This window comes from Streptomyces sp. NPDC055966 (genome assembly GCF_042269865.1).
In the GTDB taxonomy this organism is placed as follows: Bacteria; Actinomycetota; Actinomycetes; order Streptomycetales; family Streptomycetaceae; genus Streptomyces.
In genome coordinates this window covers 218,874-235,675 of the sequence record NZ_JBHJYK010000006.1, presented here as the reverse complement: position 1 = coordinate 235,675, position 16,802 = coordinate 218,874, and the positions used below count along the sequence as shown (strand labels likewise).

Annotated in this window: 18 protein-coding genes; 10 read left to right on the top strand and 8 right to left on the bottom strand. The window is 72.2% G+C overall.

What is annotated here, in order from left to right; genetic code table 11:
* Window positions 1-14 precede the first annotated feature (14 nt).
* Together ACFC8N_RS15480 and ACFC8N_RS15475 are read left to right on the top strand one after the other, a co-directional pair.
* Entirely contained in the window at window positions 15-374 is a 360-nt protein-coding gene (locus ACFC8N_RS15480; protein WP_356026612.1) for a DUF779 domain-containing protein, read from the top strand.
* Window positions 375-466: 92 nt separating this feature from the next.
* On the top strand, window positions 467-1,708 hold the full coding sequence (locus ACFC8N_RS15475; protein ID WP_376288408.1) for a phosphodiester glycosidase family protein: 1,242 nt from the start codon (window positions 467-469) through the stop codon (window positions 1,706-1,708).
* Window positions 1,709-1,720: 12 nt separating this feature from the next.
* On the opposite strand, the gene ACFC8N_RS15470 is transcribed toward ACFC8N_RS15475, so the two are convergent.
* The 6 genes from ACFC8N_RS15470 to ACFC8N_RS15445 form a co-directional block, all read right to left on the bottom strand.
* Entirely contained in the window at window positions 1,721-1,915 is a 195-nt protein-coding gene (locus tag ACFC8N_RS15470; RefSeq protein ID WP_071374410.1) for a hypothetical protein, read from the bottom strand.
* 103 nt (window positions 1,916-2,018) lie between these two features.
* Window positions 2,019-2,882, bottom strand: a complete 864-nt coding sequence (locus ACFC8N_RS15465; protein WP_376288407.1) for a phosphatidylinositol-specific phospholipase C/glycerophosphodiester phosphodiesterase family protein — start codon at window positions 2,880-2,882, stop codon at window positions 2,019-2,021.
* Window positions 2,883-3,043: 161 nt separating this feature from the next.
* A complete protein-coding gene (locus ACFC8N_RS15460) occupies window positions 3,044-4,135 on the bottom strand; it encodes an acyl-CoA dehydrogenase family protein (protein WP_376288406.1) in 1,092 nt (363 codons plus the stop codon).
* Window positions 4,132-5,313 (bottom strand): acyl-CoA dehydrogenase family protein, encoded by a 1,182-nt coding sequence (locus tag ACFC8N_RS15455; protein WP_376288405.1) that lies wholly within the window; start codon window positions 5,311-5,313, stop codon window positions 4,132-4,134. The genes ACFC8N_RS15460 and ACFC8N_RS15455 overlap by 4 nt, the downstream gene beginning before the upstream one ends.
* Window positions 5,310-6,275, bottom strand: a complete 966-nt coding sequence (locus ACFC8N_RS15450; protein ID WP_376288404.1) for an NADPH:quinone oxidoreductase family protein — start codon at window positions 6,273-6,275, stop codon at window positions 5,310-5,312. The genes ACFC8N_RS15455 and ACFC8N_RS15450 overlap by 4 nt, the downstream gene beginning before the upstream one ends.
* A 137-nt stretch (window positions 6,276-6,412) precedes the next feature.
* Window positions 6,413-6,985, bottom strand: coding sequence for an XRE family transcriptional regulator (locus ACFC8N_RS15445; RefSeq protein WP_356026624.1), 573 nt, complete (start codon window positions 6,983-6,985; stop codon window positions 6,413-6,415).
* A gap of 64 nt (window positions 6,986-7,049) precedes the next feature.
* Here ACFC8N_RS15445 and ACFC8N_RS15440 point away from each other — a divergent pair, with 64 nt between their 5' ends.
* The 5 genes from ACFC8N_RS15440 (at window position 7,050) to ACFC8N_RS15420 (ending at window position 11,772) form a co-directional block, all read left to right on the top strand.
* Window positions 7,050-7,988, top strand: a complete 939-nt coding sequence (locus ACFC8N_RS15440) for an NAD(P)/FAD-dependent oxidoreductase (RefSeq protein ID WP_376288403.1) — start codon at window positions 7,050-7,052, stop codon at window positions 7,986-7,988.
* Window positions 7,989-8,040: 52 nt separating this feature from the next.
* On the top strand, window positions 8,041-9,585 hold the full coding sequence (locus ACFC8N_RS15435; RefSeq protein WP_376288402.1) for an ATP-dependent DNA ligase: 1,545 nt from the start codon (window positions 8,041-8,043) through the stop codon (window positions 9,583-9,585).
* Window positions 9,582-10,055, top strand: coding sequence for an NUDIX domain-containing protein (locus ACFC8N_RS15430; protein ID WP_376288401.1), 474 nt, complete (start codon window positions 9,582-9,584; stop codon window positions 10,053-10,055). Before ACFC8N_RS15435 ends, ACFC8N_RS15430 begins: the two co-directional genes overlap by 4 nt.
* A 75-nt stretch (window positions 10,056-10,130) precedes the next feature.
* Window positions 10,131-11,516 carry an NADP-dependent succinic semialdehyde dehydrogenase gene (locus ACFC8N_RS15425; protein WP_356026632.1) on the top strand — a complete coding sequence of 462 codons (1,386 nt, stop codon included), beginning with the start codon at window positions 10,131-10,133 and terminating at the stop codon, window positions 11,514-11,516.
* A 25-nt stretch (window positions 11,517-11,541) separates the two neighbouring features.
* Entirely contained in the window at window positions 11,542-11,772 is a 231-nt protein-coding gene (locus ACFC8N_RS15420; protein WP_356026634.1) for a DUF6213 family protein, read from the top strand.
* A 6-nt stretch (window positions 11,773-11,778) separates the two neighbouring features.
* Here ACFC8N_RS15420 and ACFC8N_RS15415 read toward each other — a convergent pair whose 3' ends face one another.
* Window positions 11,779-12,435 carry a transcriptional regulator gene (locus tag ACFC8N_RS15415; protein WP_376288400.1) on the bottom strand — a complete coding sequence of 219 codons (657 nt, stop codon included), beginning with the start codon at window positions 12,433-12,435 and terminating at the stop codon, window positions 11,779-11,781.
* Window positions 12,436-12,620: 185 nt separating this feature from the next.
* On the opposite strand from ACFC8N_RS15415, the gene ACFC8N_RS15410 reads away from it, so the two are divergent.
* From ACFC8N_RS15410 to ACFC8N_RS15400, 3 genes are read left to right on the top strand one after another with little or no spacing between them, the layout of a single operon-like run.
* Window positions 12,621-13,685: a type III polyketide synthase gene (locus tag ACFC8N_RS15410; protein ID WP_356026638.1), complete on the top strand. Its 1,065-nt coding sequence runs from the start codon at window positions 12,621-12,623 to the stop codon at window positions 13,683-13,685.
* A 7-nt stretch (window positions 13,686-13,692) separates the two neighbouring features.
* Window positions 13,693-14,907 (top strand): cytochrome P450, encoded by a 1,215-nt coding sequence (locus ACFC8N_RS15405; protein ID WP_356026640.1) that lies wholly within the window; start codon window positions 13,693-13,695, stop codon window positions 14,905-14,907.
* 7 nt (window positions 14,908-14,914) lie between these two features.
* Window positions 14,915-15,436 carry a cupin domain-containing protein gene (locus ACFC8N_RS15400; RefSeq protein ID WP_356026642.1) on the top strand — a complete coding sequence of 174 codons (522 nt, stop codon included), beginning with the start codon at window positions 14,915-14,917 and terminating at the stop codon, window positions 15,434-15,436.
* On the opposite strand, the gene ACFC8N_RS15395 is transcribed toward ACFC8N_RS15400, so the two are convergent.
* On the bottom strand, window positions 15,433-16,662 hold the full coding sequence (locus ACFC8N_RS15395) for an acyl-CoA dehydrogenase family protein (RefSeq protein ID WP_362820258.1): 1,230 nt from the start codon (window positions 16,660-16,662) through the stop codon (window positions 15,433-15,435). The genes ACFC8N_RS15400 and ACFC8N_RS15395 overlap by 4 nt on opposite strands.
* Window positions 16,663-16,802 lie beyond the last annotated feature (140 nt).

The following is a 16,802-nucleotide window of genomic DNA, read 5'->3' as shown; positions in this document are numbered from 1 at the left end:
TCAGGACGGTGACCATGGAAGAGGAAGTCCCCCGCGTCGAACTCACCCGGCGGGCCGAGGAGCTGGTGCGGCAACTGCGCGCCGCACACGGTCCGCTGATGTTCCATCAGTCCGGAGGCTGCTGCGACGGCAGCGCGCCCATGTGCTACCCGGACGGCGAGTTCCGCACCGGCGACTCGGACGTGCTGCTGGCGGAGCTGTCGGTGGACGGCGTGGCGGAGCCCGTCACCTTCTGGATGTCCCGCAGCCAGTACCAGGCGTGGAGCCACACCCGGCTGATCGTCGACGTCGTGCCCGGACGGGGCAGCGGCTTCTCGCTGGAGGCACCCGAGGGGGTGCGTTTTCTCACTCGTTCTCGCGTAGTCGAGGCCTAGTCGGCCCGCCGTCCCCCCGCTTCTGCTCAACTGCCCCTGAATCCCTTGGAACACGGGGAACCAGAAGGAAAGTTGACGAGGCATCAGGGGGCATGGTGGCAAGACGAAGCAGGCGTACGACAACGGCGAGAGCGGTTCTCACGGTGGTCACCGCGTTCGGTGTGCTGGCCGGTGCGGCCCTGACGGGGGCGGCGCCGGCCGCTGCCGTACCGGCGGGCACGCGGATCGCGCCCGGGGTCACCTACCGGCAGTTCGACGTCCGGGCGGCCGCGGGTCCGACGCACGTCCATCTGCTCACCGTCGACCTGGGCGATCCGCACGTCCGCGTGGACCTGCTGTACCCGGGCAAGGTGGCGGCGCGAGCCACCGTCTCCGGGATGGCGGACGCGGCCGGGGCGGTCGCGGGGGTCAACGGTGACTTCTTCAACATCACCGAGACCCAGCACCCGGGCGTGCCCGCCACCGGCGCGAGTGTCGGCCCGGCGATCGCCCACGGGCTCGTGCTCAAGGCCGCGGTGCCGGACGGCCAGCGGTTCGGGCCCGCGCTGCCGCCGGGCACGAACACCCGGGACGTCTTCGGTGTCGGTGTCGACCGGCGGGCCCGGATGGACCGGCTCTCTTTGACCGGCGCCGTCCGCTCCCCGGAGGGCCGGTTCCCGCTGCGGGGCCTGAACCAGTACGCCCTCCCGGAGAACTCCGTCGGCGCCTTCACCTCGCGCTGGGGCAGCGCCTCGCGCGAGCGCGCGGTCTGCGGCACGGACACCGAGCGCTCGGCGCCGTGCAGCACCGACACCCACGAGGTGCGGATCCGGTCCGGCCGGGTCGTCTCCGCCTCCGACACCCCGGGCAGCGGCGCGATCCCGGCGGACACCACGGTCCTGGTCGGCCGCGAGGAGGGCGCGCGGCAGCTGCGCAAGCTCTCCGTCGGCGAGCGGGTGACCGTGACGCACACCCTGGTGGCGGCGTCGTCCGGGGTGCCGTACGCGTTCGCGATCGGCGGATTCCCGGTGCTGCGGGACGGCCGGGAGCTGTCCGGGCTGAACGACGTCGCCTCGGCGGTGCGCACGGTCGTGGGCTTCGCGGACGGCGGACGGCGGATGCTGATCATGGCGCTGGACGGTGCCGCCGCCTACCGGACCGGGATGACGGTCGCCGAGGAGGCGGCCACCATGCGTGCGCTGGGCGCCTCCGACGCGTTCAACCTCGACGGCGGCGGTTCGACGGAGATGGTCACCCGGGACGCCGGCGCCCGTACGGTGACGGTCCGCAACCATCCGAGCGGCGGCGCCGAGCGGCCCGTCGCGAACGGCATCGGCGTCTTCGCGGGCCCCTGAGCGGCCCGCGCCTCAGGGGTGCAGGCTGCTGACCAGTTCGGCGGTCGCGGTGAGCCCGGTGTTGATGGTGGGCCCCATGCTGGAGCCGGCCATGAAGAAGCCCAGCACCATGCAGACCAGGGCATGCGAGACCTTCAGCCCGCCGTTACGCATGAAGATCACGGCCAGAATCATGAGCAACAGCACCACAGAGATGGAAACGGCCATCGGGAACCTCCTCCGCCACGCCCCTTGAGCGGCGTTTCGGCCGCAAGTGTGGCGTAGCGGAGGGTTGGTCCGGGCGGCTGACATGTCCCCCGATCGAGTGGTGTCACGCCGTGGGGCGGGCGTCGAGGAAGGCCTCCAGGCCGGCGAGGTCGTCGGTGTTGAGGTAGTCGACGCCAGCGGCGAGCAGTTCCGTCCACAGGGCGTCGCGGGCGGGGCCCGCGGCGTCCGGTGTGGCCCAGAACCTCACCAGCTGCCCGTGCGCGTGGGCGGCTTCGGTGATGCCCCGCAGCTTCTGCCGCTCGGCGCCCGGGAACGTGCCCTCCCCGGTCCAGGTGAAGTTCGTCGTCCAGTTGTCGCTGATCAGCGGGATGAAGGAGGCGGGGGCGGTGCTGCCGAGGTCGGTGAGCCGGCCGTCGTAGAAGGCGCGCCGCTCGGTCTGCGCCGCCATGGGGATGCGGGCGGCGCGGTCGCCGGAGACGACGGCGGTGACCGGTCCGGGGTGGATACGCCCGTGCGCGCAGCGGCTGAACAGGTGCGGGTAGCGGCGCAGACGGCGGTCGAGTTCGAGGTACGTCGAGGAGCCCTCGGTCTTGATGTCGATCAGCAGTTGGAGCGGTCGGCGCCACCCCCGGTACACCGAGCCGTGCTCGGCCCGCACGCGCGCGGCGAGGGGGTCGAGGTAGAGGGATTCGAGGGTGCGGGTCGGGTCCAGCTCAGAGCTGTCGTGACCGATGAGGAGCTGGTCGCCGACGAGGAAGATGTCGGCCTCGACGCTGTTGAACCGGTGGCCGAGCGCGTCGAACAGGGGGTGCGGGTGCTCGTAGTCGTTGTGGGCGTGCGCGTTCCACAGCGGGTGCGGGCCCCGGTGCGCGGCGGCCGCCCGGGCCGGTACCGCGGGCAGGGCGACCGCGCCGGCGAGGGCGGCGCCGAGGGTGGTGAGGGCTCTGCGTCGGGTGGTGAGGGCCATGCGCTGCCTCCCTTGAGGTGCCGGACGGGACCGGGGAGAGTATGCGTGCCCTCATCGCCCAACGACCCTGGCCCGGCGGGGAGTTGGCGCGATATTCACGTCTGCGGAGCAGCCGCCCGGGTGAAGCCCGCCGAGGTGGGGCGGGCTTCACGCGGCTGACGTCAGGGTGCCTGGAGGTCGACCAGCCCGGCCAGCGCCGAGCGATGCGCGCCCGCCGTGCCGTACGCGATCGAGTCCGCCTTGGCCCGCTTGAGGTACAGGTGGATCGGGTGCTCCCAGGTCATCCCGATCCCGGCGTGCAGTTGGAGCGCCTCCTCGGCGGCGTGGACGGCGACGGGGGCGGCGTACGCCTGCGCGACCGCGACCGAGATCTCCGTGTCCTCGCCGGAGGCCAGCGCGTCGGCGGCGGCACGGGCGGCCGCCCGGAGGTTGACCGTCTCCAGCCACAGCTGGGCGAGCCGGTGCTTGAGCGCCTGGAAGCCGCCGACCGGCCGGTTGAACTGCTTGCGCTCCTTGAGATAGCGGACCGTCTCGGTCAACACCCAGTCGGTGAGGCCCAGTTGCTCGGAGGAGAGGAGTCCGGCGGCGGCGCGCAGGGCACGCCGTACGGCGGGTTCCGCGTCGCCGACACGGCGGCCGGGGGCGGCGTCGAGGGTCACCGTGGCGAGCGGCCGGGTCAGGTCCAGGGCGACCTGCGGGGTGACGGTCACGGCGTCGGCGGTCACGGCGTACAGGCCGCCGTCGTCGGCCGGGACCAGCAGCACATCGGCCGCGACCGCGTCGGCGATGCCGGTCAACTCGCCGTGCAGGGTGCCGTTCTCGACGCGTACGGCCGTGGCGGTGGCGCCCGGTGCCGTGTGCAGGGCGACCGCGAGGGCGCCGATGGTGCGGCCGGAGGCCAGTCGCTCCAGCAGCTCCCCGTCGCCGCAGGCGAGCAGGGCCTCGGTGGCCACGACCGCGCTGGTGAGGTACGGCACGGGCGCCACGGCCCGGCCCAACTCCTCCAGCACGACGGCGACTTCGCGGTGCGAGGCACCCTGGCCGCCCTGTGCCTCGGGCACCAGGAGGCCGGCCAGGCCCATGCCGTCGGCGAGCAGCTTCCACAGGGCGAGGTCGTGCGGGGCGTCCGACTCGGTGCGGGCGATGACGTCGGCCGGGGCGCAGTGGTCGGTGAGCAGGTCCCGTACGGCGGCCCGCAGCGCCTCTTCCTCCTCGGAGTAGAGGAGATCCCGCTGTGTGCGCTGTGTGGTCATCGGGCCAGGTCCTTCCACGCGACGTCCTTGTCGGTGCGCGGCTCGGCGGGCAGGCCGAGGACGCGCTCGGCGACGATGTTCAGCAGGACCTCGCTGGTCCCGCCCTCGATGCTGTTGCCCTTGGCGCGCAGATAGCGGTAGCCGGCGTCACGGCCCGTGAAGTCGACGAGCTCGGGGCGGCGCAGGGTCCAGTCGTCGTACAACAGGCCCTCTTCGCCTCGGAGTTCGACCTCCAGTCCGCTGATCTCCTGGTTGAGGCGGGCGAAGGCGAGCTTCATGCCGGCGCCCTCGGGGCCGGGCTGGCCGGCGACGAGCTGCTGGCGCAGCCGCTCGGCGGTGAGGCGGGAGACCTCGGCCTCGACCCACAGCTTCAGCAGCCGCTGGTGGAGGTCGTGGGTGCGCAGTTCGGGGCGTTCGCGCCAGGTCGTGGCGACCGGCCCGATCATGCCGCCCTCGCGGGGCAGCCGCATGCCGCCGATGGCCACGCGCTCGTTGTTGAGGGTGGTCTGCGCGACCCGCCAGCCGTCGCCGGTCTCGCCGAGGCGGCGGGAGTCGGGGATGCGGACGTCGGTGAGGAAGACCTCGTTGAACTCGGCCTCGCCGGTGATCTGGCGCAGCGGCCGGACGTCGACACCCGGGTCGGTCATGTCGCACAGGAAGTAGGTGATGCCCGCGTGCTTGGGCACGTCCGGGTCGGTGCGGGCGATGAGGATGGCCCAGCGGGCGTTGTGCGCGCCGGACGTCCACACCTTCTGCCCGTTGACCACCCAGTCCTCGCCCTCCCGGACGGCCCGGGTGCCGAGCGCGGCGAGGTCGGAGCCGGCGCCGGGCTCGCTGAACAGCTGGCACCACACCTCCTCGCCGGTCCACAGCGGCCGCAGATAGCGCTGCTTCTGCTCCTGCGTGCCGTACTTGAGGATGGTCGGCGCGGCCATGCCGAGCCCGATGCCGTTGCGGCGCGCGTCGTTGTCGGGGGCGCCGGCGGCCTCCAGCTCGGCGTCCACGGCGGCCTGGAGGTGGCGGGGCGCGTCCAGTCCGCCGAGGCCCTCGGGGTAGTGCACCCAGGCGAGGCCTGCGTCGAAGCGGGCCCGCAGGAACTCCAGCCGGTCGGTGCTCGCGACCGGGTGGCGGTCCAGCAACTCCCGTGTGCGGCGGACCAGTTCGTCGGCGTCGGTCATGCTGCTCCCTCCATCACCACGGCGATCCGGCCGGTGGAGCGGCCGTCCGCCACCTTCTGCACGGCGGTGGCGGCCTCGCCGAGCGGCACCCGCTCGCTCACCAGCGGCTTGATCGCGCCCCGGGCGGCCAGCCCGGTCAGTTCCTCGTGGCAGTGCCCGATGAGCTTGGGGTTCTTGGTGGCGTACAGCCCCCAGTGCAGGCCGAGGATCGAGTAGTTCTTCACCAGGGCGTGGTTGAGCGCCGGGCTCGGGATGCCGCCGCTCGCGAAGCCGACGACGACGATCCGGCCCTCGAAGGCGACCAGCTTGGCGGACTGGGCGTAGGCCTCGCCGCCGACCGGGTCGTAGATCACGTCGGCGCCCCGGCCGCCGGTGGCCTCCTTCACGGCGGCGACGACGTCGTCGCCGCGCCGGTCGACCACCACGTCGCAGCCCAGCTCCCGGGCGACGGCGGCCTTCTCGGCACCGCCGACGACACCGATCACGGTGGCGCCGGCCGCCTTGCCGAGCTGGACGGCGGCACTGCCGACACCGCCGGCGGCGGCGTGCACGAGCAGGGTCTCGCCCGCCTCCAGGTGGGCCCGGCGGTGCAGGCCGAACCAGCCCGTCTGGTAGCCGATGTGCAGCGCGGCGGCCTCGGCGTCGTCCAGCGAGTCGGGGGCGGGCAGCAGCGCGCGGGCGTCGGCGACGGCGTACTCGGCGAAACCGCCGTACGGCAGCGTGGGGTTGGCGATCACCCGGCGGCCGTCCTCGGTCTCGGCGCAGATCTCCACGCCGGGCGTGAACGGCAGCGGCGGCCGCACCTGGTACTGGCCCCGGCACAGCAGGGCGTCCGGGAAGTTGATGTTGGCGGCGCGCACCCGCAGCAGCACCTGGCCGTCGCCGGGCGTGGGCGGCTCCACCTCCGCGAGGCGCATCACCTCGCTCGGCTCGCCGTTCTCGTGCACTTGCCATGCCTGCATGCGGGGCCTCCACGGGACTGCTTCGTCTGACCGGGTCCGACGGCATACTAAGCGGTCGCTTGCCCATCAGGGAACAGCCGGCCGTCAGGAAGCCGCGTCACGTCCGCGTCGACCGGGTTGCTACCGCGTCGACCGGATCACTTCCGCGTCGGCCGCGCCCGCACATGCATCCGCTCCCCCTGCGGCCCGAACAGGCTCAGGAACTCCACCGGCCCCTCCCCCGTCGAGCCGAACCAGTGCGGCACCCGGGTGTCGAACTCGGCGGCCTCCCCCGCCGACAGCACCACGTCGTGCTCGCCGAGGACCAGCCGGAGCCGGCCCGACAGCACGTACAGCCACTCGTACCCCTCGTGGGTGCGCGGATCCGGCTGCTGCTCGCGCTTCGGTTCGAGCACCTTGAAGGCCTGGAGCCCGCCCGGCTGGCGGGTCAGCGGCCAGTGGGTACGCCCGCCCCGGACGATCGGCTCGGCCCGCACCCGCGGATCCCCCACCGGGGGCGCGCCGACCAGTTCGTCCAGCGGCACCTGGTGTGCCTGGGCGATCGGCAGCAGCAGCTCCAGGCTGGGCCTGCGCAGGCCGGACTCCAGCCGGGACAGGGTGCTCACGGAGATCCCGGTCGCCTCCGACAGCCCGGCCAGGGTCACCTCGCGCTCCTTGCGCAGGCGCCGCAGCCGGGGGCCCACCTCGGAGAGAACGTCGTCGGTACTCATGCTCGTATTGCAGAATCGGCAAAGACATTTGTCAATACGGCAGGACCCGGGCCACGGTCGTGCCATGACCGAGAACAGCAGGTACGAAGTGGTCGTCGTCGGAGGCGGGGCCGCCGGGCTGTCCGCCGCGCTCGTCCTCGGCCGGGCCCGGCGCCGCACGCTGGTCGTGGACGCGGGCGAACCGCGCAACGCGCCGAGCGCACACATGCAGGGCTATCTGTCCCGCGACGGCATGTCCCCGGCCGAATTCCTGGCGGTCGGGCGCGAGGAGATCGCCCGGTACGGCGTGGAGCTGGTCCGGGACCGGGTGACGGATGCCGCCAGGGACGGCGAGGGCTTCACCGTCCGGCTCGCGCAGGGCCGGACGGCACACGCCCGGCATGTGGTGATCGCCACCGGCCTGAAGGACGAACTGCCCGGGGTGCCGGGGCTGGCGGAGCGGTTCGGCCGGGACGTCGTGCACTGCCCGTACTGCCACGGCTGGGAGGTCCGCGACCGGCCGACCGGGGTGCTCGCGACCTCGCCGCTGAGCGTGCACCAGGCGCTGATGGTCACCCAGTGGTCCGACGACGTGCGGCTCTTCCTGCACGAGGTGGCCGAGTCGGAGCTGACCGACGTCGACCTGCGCCGGCTGGCCGCCGCCCGGGTGGCGGTCGTCCCCGGCAGGGTGACCGGGCTGGTCGTCGCCGACGACCGGCTCACCGGGGTCCGGCTGGCGGACCGTACGGTCCACGAGCGCGAGGTGCTCTACGCCGCCCCGCGCGCCGTCCCCCGCAACGACCTGCTGATCGAACTGGGCGCCGAACTGCGCGAGACCCCGTTCGGCAGCTACCCCGTGATCGACGAACGCGGCCTGACCACCGTCCCCGGGCTCTGGGCGGCGGGCAACGCGAGCGGCTTCGCCGAGCAGGTGATCAACGCGGCGAGCCGGGGGTACCGGGCGGGCGCCGCGATCAACGGGGAGCTGCTGATGGCGGACCTGGACGCGAGGGTGCAGGTGTAGTCGACGCGACGGTGCGGGTGTAGTCGGCCGGTCTCTGCGTCACCATGGCTGCATGCTGCTGGCCCGGCTCGCCCAGGTGTCCCGGGACGTCGCCGCGACGACGGCGCGGTCCCGCAAGACGGAGCTGCTCGCGGAGCTGTTCCGGGAGACGGCGGCGGACGACGTGCCGATCGTGATCCCGTATCTGGCCGGACGCCTGCCGCAGGGCCGGCTCGGCGTCGGCTGGAAGGTGCTGAGCCACCCGGTGCCGCCCGTCGCCGGTCCCACGCTCACGGTCCGCGAGACCGACGCCCGGCTCACCGAGCTGGGCGCGGTCTCCGGGCCGGGTGCGCAGGCGGAGCGGGCCCGGATCGTCGGCGCGCTGATGGGCGCGGCCACGGCGGACGAGCAGGGATTCCTGCGCGGACTGCTCACCGGCGAGGTCCGGCAGGGCGCACTGGACGCGGTCGCGGTGGAGGGGCTCGCCCGGGCGACCGGCGCGGATCCGGCCGGCGTACGGCGGGCGGTGATGCTGGCGGGGTCCGTGCAGGCGGTCGCCCAGGTGCTGCTCGCGGAGGGGCCGGGGGCGCTGGAGCGGTTCCGGCTCACCGTCGGCCGACCGGTGCTGCCGATGCTGGCGCGCAGCGCGTCCTCGGTCGCCGAGGCGGTGCGCGAGCTCGGCGCCTGCGCGGTGGAGGAGAAGCTGGACGGCATCCGGGTGCAGGTCCACCGGGACGGCGACACGGTCCGCGTGCACACCCGCACCCTGGACGACATCACCGACCGGTTGCCCGAAGTGACGTCGGCCGCACGGGAGTTGGCGGGTGAGCGGTTCGTCCTGGACGGCGAGGTGATCTCCTTCGGCGGCGACGGCCGCCCTCGTTCGTTCCAGGAGACCGCGGGGCGCGTCGGCTCCCGGACCGACGTGGCGAAGGCGGCCGGGGCGGTCCCGGTCTCGCCCGTCTTCTTCGACGTCCTGTCGGTCGACGGCCGCGATCTGCTCGACCTGCCGTTCGCCGAGCGGCACGCGGAGCTGGCGCGGCTGGTGCCCGAGCCGATGCGGGTGCGCCGTACCGTCGCCGCCGGGATCGAGGACATCGCCGAGGCGGAGCGGTTCCTCGCCGAGACCCTGGCCCGGGGACACGAGGGCGTGGTGGTGAAGGCGCTGGACGCGCCCTACAGCGCGGGCCGGCGCGGCGCCGCGTGGCTGAAGGTCAAGCCCGTGCACACCCTCGACCTGGTGGTGCTGGCCGCCGAGTGGGGCCACGGCCGTCGCACCGGCAAGCTCTCGAACCTGCACCTGGGCGCGCGCACCGCCGACGGCGGCTTCGCGATGCTGGGCAAGACGTTCAAGGGCATGACGGACGTGATGCTCGCCTGGCAGACGAAGCGGCTGCGCGAACTGGCGGTCGACGACGCCGACGACGGCCGGGTGGTCCGGGTCCGCCCCGGACTCGTCGTGGAGATCGCCTACGACGGCCTCCAGCGCTCCTCCCGCTACCCGGCCGGCGTCACCCTGCGCTTCGCGCGCGTGGTCCGCTACCGCGAGGACAAACGCCCCGAGGAGGCCGATACGGTGGAGGCCCTGCTGGCGGCCCACCCGGAGGTCACACCATGACGGTGCGTGCGACGAGGCGGAGCGCGGGACTGCTGTTGTTCCGGCACACCGGTGACGGACTTCAGGTGTTGCTAGGCCATATGGGTGGCCCCCTGTGGGCGAAGAAGGACGCGGGCGCGTGGACCGTCCCCAAGGGCGAGTACGAAGCCGACGAGCCCGCGTGGGAGGCGGCCCGCCGCGAGTTCCGGGAGGAGCTGGGGATCGCGCCGCCCGACGGGGAGGCCGTACCGCTGGGCGAGGTGGTGCAGAGGAACGGCAAGATCGTCACGGCGTGGGCGGTGGCGGCGGACCCGGATCTGTCGGAGTTCAGCCCCGGCAGCTTCGCCATGGAGTGGCCGCCGAGGTCCGGCCGGGTGCAGGAGTTTCCCGAGCTGGACCGGGTGGAGTGGGTCGGCCTCGACCGGGCCCGTGCGGTGATTATCGCCGCGCAGGCCGCGTTTCTCGACCGGCTGGCCGAACACACGGGCTGAACGGCGCCGCACGCGTTGCGGACGCCGCGCCCGCGCGCGAAGGTCGAGACAAGCCCGCTCCCAGGGAGGTCAGCCATGCCCATCGCGACGGTGAACCCGGCGAACGGCGAGACGCTCAAGACGTACGAGCCCATGGGCGAGGAGGAGCTGGAACGCCGGCTCCAGCTCGCCGAGGCCACGTTCCGCACCTACCGGACGACCACGTTCGCCGAGCGCGCCCGCCTCATGCACCAGGCCGCCGACCTGCTGGACGAGGACCAGCCCGAGATCGGCCGGGTCATGACCCTGGAGATGGGCAAACCCCTCAAGCAGGCACGCGCGGAGGCCGCCAAGTGCGCGAAGGCGATGCGCTGGTACGCCGAGCGCGCCGAGGCGCTGCTGGCCGACGAGGAGCCCGCCGCGTCGGACGTGACGGACTCGGGGGCGTCCCGGGTACGGGTGCGCTACCGGCCGCTCGGCCCGGTGCTCGCGGTCATGCCGTGGAACTTCCCCCTGTGGCAGGTGGTCCGGTTCGCCGCGCCCGCGCTGATGGCCGGCAACGTGGGCCTGCTCAAGCACGCCTCCAACGTTCCCCAGACGGCGCTGTACCTGGAGGACCTGTTCCACCGGGCGGGGTTCAAGGAGGGCTGCTTCCAGACGCTGCTGATCGGGGCGGGCGCGGTGGACGGCGTCCTGCGCGACGAGCGCGTGAAGGCGGCCACGCTGACGGGCAGCGAGCCGGCGGGCCGGGCCGTCGCCGCCACCGCCGGCGCGATGGTCAAGAAGACGGTGCTGGAACTGGGCGGCAGCGACCCGTACGTGGTGCTGCCGTCCGCCGACCTCGACCGCGCGGCCGAGGTCGCGGTGACCGCGCGCGTGCAGAACAACGGGCAGTCCTGCATCGCCGCCAAGCGGTTCATCGTGCACGGCGACGTCTACGACGCCTTCGCCGGGAAGTTCGTCGCGGGCATGGAGGCACTCAGGATCGGCGACCCGCTGGCGGAGGACACCGACGTCGGCCCCCTCGCCACCGAGCAGGGTCGCGCCGATCTGGAGGAGCTGGTCGACGACGCGAGGCGCAGCGGCGCCGAGGTGCTGTGCGGCGGGCAGCGGCCGGACGGGCCGGGCTGGTACTACCCGCCGACCGTGCTCGCCGGCATCCACCGGGACATGCGCATCCACCGCGAGGAGGCGTTCGGCCCGGTGGCCACGCTGTACCGGGCCGGTGACCTGGACGAGGCGCTGCTCATCGCCAACGACTCGCCGTTCGGGCTGAGTTCCAACGTGTGGACGCGGGACGCGGACGAGGTGGAGCGGTTCGCCCGCGATCTGGAGGCCGGTTCCGTGTTCGTCAACGGGATGACCGCCTCTCACCCCGCGTTCCCGTTCGGCGGGGAGAAACGCTCGGGGTACGGTCGTGAGCTGTCCGGGCACGGAATCCGGGAGTTCTGCAACATCACCACGGTTTGGCAGGGGGCGTGACGGCCGCGGGGCTACCATCCCGTTTGTGAACCGCGAAGTGACTCTGCCCCTGATCGTCGACGACCGCGGGACCCTGCAGGTGGCTGCCGCCGACGTGAGCAAGCTGTTGCGGACCGTGGGCGGGCGCTGGCTGCGGCTGGTGGAGGCCGGGGAGCGGCTGGACGAGGACACGGTCGCGGCGCTGACCATCGAGCTGGCGAAACTCGCGGACCGCATCGACGTGGCGTGCATCGCGCACAGCAGCGGGGCGCCGTAGGGATGCTCAGGCGGGTTGCCCGAGCGATTCCCAGAACATGCTCTCGTACGTTTGCAGCAGCGTTCCGTACGTGTTCGCGTCGGCCGTGCTCAACGTGCCCTCGTCCAGGCCGCCCTGCACCGCGGCCCTCGCCTGTGCGTCCAGGTCCGGCGCCGGTGCCGCGAAGAAGTCGAAGAAGGCGCAGGCGTCGTCCGTGAAGCCGTAGCGCGTGCGCAGACCGTCGGCGATGCGGGCGCAGTAGCCGCCCCAGGCCGAGAAGTTGGCCGTCAGGGCCAGGACCGTGTCCGTGGGGGACGCGTTGAGGGCGAGCCAGGAGACGTAGGCGGGGTAGGCCTGGCAGCCCGGCAGCGGGATGTACGCGCGTGCACGCTCCTCCGTCACGCCGCAGGCCCGGGCGAAGGCCGTCAGATGCTCCGCGGCCAGTTCCTCGCCCGTCGCGAGGGTGGTGAAGTAGGCCGCGGCCGCCGGGTCCGCGCGCTTCGCCAGGTGCTGGAAGGCGCGGCGGTCGGCCGGGATCACCCATCGCTGTTCCAGGGCGAGGCGGGCCAGTGCCTCAGGGGGCGCCGTGCCGCGCTCCACGAGCGGGACGAAGCGGTTGGCCGCCGGGTCCGGGGCCAGTGCCCGGGTGGTCGTCCGGAGCAGCTCTGCGGCCGGGTCCGTCATGGTGTTTCCTCCCTCGCGCGACGTGCGGCTTCGTCTCAGACCCTGACACGGTGTCCCCGGTCTGGAGTAGTCCGGCGCGAGATCGCCGCCCCCACGGGTGATCGTGGATGGACCACCTCCTGAGGTGAACCACCTTCTGACCGGCGGGCGAAGGCCTTCCGGAAGGCTGAAAGCAGGCGCGGTTCATGGCGACTTTGTGCAGACCGGCAGTGTCGGTTCCGGAACACGTGATCACGATGGAGGAGACGCTGGAGCTGGCGCGCTCCCGTCACGCGGACCACCCACAACTCCCGCTCGCCCTGCGGCTGATCGAGAACACGGGCGTCAAGACCCGGCACATCGTGCAGCCCATCGAGGAGACCCTGAAGCACCCCGGCTTCGAGGAGCGCAACAAGCTCTACGAGGCCGAGGCCAAGGCCAGGGTCCCCGCGGTGATCCAGCGGGCGCTCGACGACGCGGAACTCCTCACCAGCGACATCGACGTGATCATCTACGTCTCGTGCACGGGCTTCATGATGCCCTCGCTCACGGCGTGGCTGATCAACGAGATGGACTTCGACCCCACGACGCGGCAGCTCCCCATAGCCCAGCTGGGCTGCGCGGCCGGTGGTGCGGCGATCAACCGGGCCCACGACTTCTGCTCGGCCTACCCCAAGGCCAACGCCCTGATCGTGGCCTGCGAGTTCTGCTCGCTGTGCTACCAGCCCACCGACCTCGGCGTCGGCTCGCTCCTCTCCAACGGCCTGTTCGGTGACGGCATAGCCGCCGCCGTGGTGCGCGGCAGGGGTGGTACCGGCATCGAGCTGGAACGCAACGGCTCGTACCTGATCCCGAAGACCGAAGAATGGATCATGTACGACGTCCGCGCGACCGGATTCCACTTCCTGCTCGACAAGCGGGTGCCGGCCACCATGGAGCCGCTCGCCCCGGCGCTCCAGGACCTCGCGGGCCTGCACGGCTGGGACGCGTCCGACCTGGACTTCTACATCGTCCATGCCGGGGGGCCGCGCATCCTCGACGACCTGAGCAAGTTCCTCCAGGTCGACCCGCACGCGTTCCGGTTCAGCCGGTCCACGCTCACCGAGTACGGCAACATCGCCTCCGCCGTCGTGCTGGACGCGCTGCGCCGGATGTTCGACGAGGGCGGCACCGAGCACCGGGCGCGCGGGCTGCTGGCCGGGTTCGGGCCCGGCATCACCGCGGAAATGGCGCTGGGCCGCTGGCGCGGCTCCGACCGAGAAACGGCATGAGTACGGCATGACGGAAGAAACGCTCACCGAGACCCTGCCCCCGATCCGGCACTGGCCGGCGCTCGATCTGACCGGGACGGACTTCGACCCGGTGCTCAGAGAGCTGATGCGCGAGGGGCCGGTCACCCGCATCCAACTGCCCAACGGCGAGGGCTGGGCCTGGCTGGTCACCCGGTACGACGACGTGCGCATGGTGACCAACGACGCCCGCTTCAGCCGCGAGGCGGTCATGGACCAGCCGGTCACCCGGCTCGCCCCGCACTTCATCCCGGACCCGGGCGCGGTCGGCTTCCTCGACCCGCCCGACCACACCCGGCTGCGCCGCTCGGTGGCGGCCGCGTTCACCGCGAAGGGCGTGGAACGGGTCCGGGAGCAGGCGCAGACCATGCTGGACGAGCTGGTCGACGAACTCCTCCAGGACGGCCCGCCCGCGGATCTGACGGCCAGGATCCTCAGCCCGTTCCCGATCGGGGTGATCTGCGAGATGATGGGCGTCCCGGCCGCCGACCGGCACGTCATGCACACCTGGACGCAGCTCATCCTGTCCTCCTCGCACGGCAAGGAGGTCAGCGAGAAGGCCAAGCGGGAGATGGCCGCGTACTTCTCCGACCTGATCGGGCTGCGCGAGAACAGCACGGCCGAGGACGTCACCTCGCTGCTCGGCGCCGCGGTGGGCCGGCGCGAGGTGACGCTGGGCGAGGCCGTCGGGCTCGCCGTGCTGCTCCAGATCGGCGGCGAGGCGGTCACCAACAACAGCGGGCAGATGTTCTACCTGCTGCTGACCCGCCCCGACCTGGTGCACCTGCTGCGCGAACGCCCGGAGATCCGCCCGCGGGCGATCGACGAGCTCCTGCGCTACATCCCGCACCGCAACGCGGTCGGCCTGTCCCGCATCGCCATGGTGGACGTGGAGATCCGGGGCGTGCGGATCCGCGCGGGCGACCCGGTGTACGTCTCCTACCTGGCCGCGAACCGCGACCCGGAGGTCTTCCCCGACCCGGAGACCATCGACTTCTCGCGCAGCCCCAACCCGCATGTCTCCTTCGGCTTCGGCCCGCACTACTGCCCGGGCGGCCAGCTGGCCCGGCTGGAGGAGGAACTGCTGGTGGACACCCTGCTGGACCGGGTGCCCGGCCTGCGCCTCGCCGTACCGCCGGACCAGGTGCCCTTCAAGAAGGGTGCGCTGATCCGGGGTCCCGAGGCCGTTCCGGTGACCTGGTGAGGGCCGGATGACCTGGGCTGAGGGACTGTACGTGCCGCCGGGCCACGGCCGTGTCGTCGAGACACCGGCCCAGCGTGTCACGTTCAAGGTCACCGGCACGCATTCGCGGATGGCCTCCACCTTCGAGGTGGAGGTCCCGCCGGGCTTCGACGTGGGTGCGCATGTGCACACCCGCAGCGAGGAGCTGTTCTACGTCCTGGAGGGCGAACTCGACGTCCTCGCCTTCGAGCCCCGCATCCGCACCCCCGACAACTGGAAGAAGTGGGAGTCGAGTTCGGGCAGCCGGGTGGTACGGGCGACCCCGGGCACGGTGATCGTCGTGCCACCGGGGTGCCCGCACGCGTTCGCGAACCCGACGGACACCCCGGCGAAGATGTTCTTCCAGGCGAGTCCCCCGCCGGATCACGAGCGCTACTTCGAGGAGCTGCTGGAGATCCTGGGCAACGGCGGCCCGCCGGACCAGGAGGCGATCGAGGCACTGCGGGCCAAGTACGACATCGAACAGCTGACGCCGCTCCGGCACCGTTAGCGGATGGGCATGCCCGCGAGGGTGCGGGAGATCACCAGTCGCTGGATCTCGCTCGTCCCCTCGAAGATGGTGTAGATGGCGGAGTCCCTGTGCATGCGCTCGACGGGGTACTCCCTGGTGTAGCCGTTGCCGCCGAGGATCTGGATCGCCTGGGCCGTGACCTTCTTGGCCGTCTCGCTGGCGAACAGCTTCGACATGGACCCCTCGGCGGCGGTGAACGGCTTGCCGTTGACCGCCATCCACGACGCCCGCCACACCAGCAGCCGGGCGGCGTCGATCTGCGTCCGCATGTCCGCCAGCTGGAAGGCGACGCCCTGGTTGTCGATGATCGGCCGCCCGAACTGCTGGCGGGTCTTGGCGTAGTCGAGAGCGACCTCGTACGCGGCACGGGCCGTGCCGACCGCCATGGCTCCCACGGCGGGCCGGGACGCCTCGAACGTCGCCATCGCCGCGTTCTTCACGCGCTCCCCGCCGCCCGCCTTCGCCTTCTCGCGGGCCCGGGCGAGGCGCTCGTCGAGCTTCTCCTTGCCGCCCAGCAGACAGGAGCCGGGGACACGGACGGCGTCGAGGACGACCTCGGCGGTGTGCGAGGCGCGGATGCCGTGCTTCTTGAACTTCTGGCCCTGGGAGAGGCCCTCCGTGCCGGGCGGGACGATGAAGGAGGCGTGGCCCTTGGAGCCCAGCTCCGGGTCGACGCTGGCGACGACGACGTGGACGTTGGCGATGCCGCCGTTGGTCGCCCAGGTCTTCGTGCCGTTGATCACCCACTCGTCCTTCGCCTCGTCGTACACGGCACGCGTGCGCATGGAGGCCACGTCGGAGCCGGCGTCGGGCTCTGAGGAGCAGAACGCGGCCACCTTGACGTCGTTCTGGTCGCCGTACATCTGCGGGATCCAGGTGCCGATCTGTTCCTCGGTTCCGTTGGCGAGAACGCCCACGGCGGCGAGGCCGGTGCCCACAATGGAGAGGGCGATGCCCGCGTCGCCCCAGAACAGCTCCTCCATCGCCATCGGGATACCGAGCCCGGTGGAGTCGAAGTACTGCTGCGCGTAGAAGTCGAGGGAGTAGATGCCGACCTTCGCCGCCTCCTGGATCACCGGCCAGGGAGTCTCCTCGCGCTCGTCCCACTCGGCGGCGGCGGGGCGGATCACGTCGGCGGCGAAGCCATGGAGCCAGTCCCGGACTTCCTTCTGTTCGTCGTTCAGCTCCATGGTGAACTCGGCCATGTCCCCTCCAGCGGCGGCAGTGCGATGTTACTTGCGGTAACCCGAGTCTGTTACCGACGGGTAGGAAAAGTCAACCGTCGACGGCTCCTCGGCATCCCGTTCGATGTCAGGAGCACAGTCAGTGTTAGTTTGCGCAGGCG

Coding starts and splice junctions, on each gene's coding strand:
- ACFC8N_RS15480 (WP_356026612.1), top strand. CDS start 15: ATGGAAGAGGAAGTCCCCCGCGTCGAACTCACCCGGCGGGCCGAGGAG.
- ACFC8N_RS15475 (WP_376288408.1), top strand. CDS start 467: ATGGTGGCAAGACGAAGCAGGCGTACGACAACGGCGAGAGCGGTTCTC.
- ACFC8N_RS15470 (WP_071374410.1), bottom strand. CDS start 1,915: ATGGCCGTTTCCATCTCTGTGGTGCTGTTGCTCATGATTCTGGCCGTG.
- ACFC8N_RS15465 (WP_376288407.1), bottom strand. CDS start 2,882: ATGGCCCTCACCACCCGACGCAGAGCCCTCACCACCCTCGGCGCCGCC.
- ACFC8N_RS15460 (WP_376288406.1), bottom strand. CDS start 4,135: ATGACCACACAGCGCACACAGCGGGATCTCCTCTACTCCGAGGAGGAA.
- ACFC8N_RS15455 (WP_376288405.1), bottom strand. CDS start 5,313: ATGACCGACGCCGACGAACTGGTCCGCCGCACACGGGAGTTGCTGGAC.
- ACFC8N_RS15450 (WP_376288404.1), bottom strand. CDS start 6,275: ATGCAGGCATGGCAAGTGCACGAGAACGGCGAGCCGAGCGAGGTGATG.
- ACFC8N_RS15445 (WP_356026624.1), bottom strand. CDS start 6,985: ATGAGTACCGACGACGTTCTCTCCGAGGTGGGCCCCCGGCTGCGGCGC.
- ACFC8N_RS15440 (WP_376288403.1), top strand. CDS start 7,050: ATGACCGAGAACAGCAGGTACGAAGTGGTCGTCGTCGGAGGCGGGGCC.
- ACFC8N_RS15435 (WP_376288402.1), top strand. CDS start 8,041: ATGCTGCTGGCCCGGCTCGCCCAGGTGTCCCGGGACGTCGCCGCGACG.
- ACFC8N_RS15430 (WP_376288401.1), top strand. CDS start 9,582: ATGACGGTGCGTGCGACGAGGCGGAGCGCGGGACTGCTGTTGTTCCGG.
- ACFC8N_RS15425 (WP_356026632.1), top strand. CDS start 10,131: ATGCCCATCGCGACGGTGAACCCGGCGAACGGCGAGACGCTCAAGACG.
- ACFC8N_RS15415 (WP_376288400.1), bottom strand. CDS start 12,435: ATGACGGACCCGGCCGCAGAGCTGCTCCGGACGACCACCCGGGCACTG.
- ACFC8N_RS15410 (WP_356026638.1), top strand. CDS start 12,621: ATGGCGACTTTGTGCAGACCGGCAGTGTCGGTTCCGGAACACGTGATC.
- ACFC8N_RS15405 (WP_356026640.1), top strand. CDS start 13,693: ATGACGGAAGAAACGCTCACCGAGACCCTGCCCCCGATCCGGCACTGG.
- ACFC8N_RS15400 (WP_356026642.1), top strand. CDS start 14,915: ATGACCTGGGCTGAGGGACTGTACGTGCCGCCGGGCCACGGCCGTGTC.
- ACFC8N_RS15395 (WP_362820258.1), bottom strand. CDS start 16,662: ATGGCCGAGTTCACCATGGAGCTGAACGACGAACAGAAGGAAGTCCGG.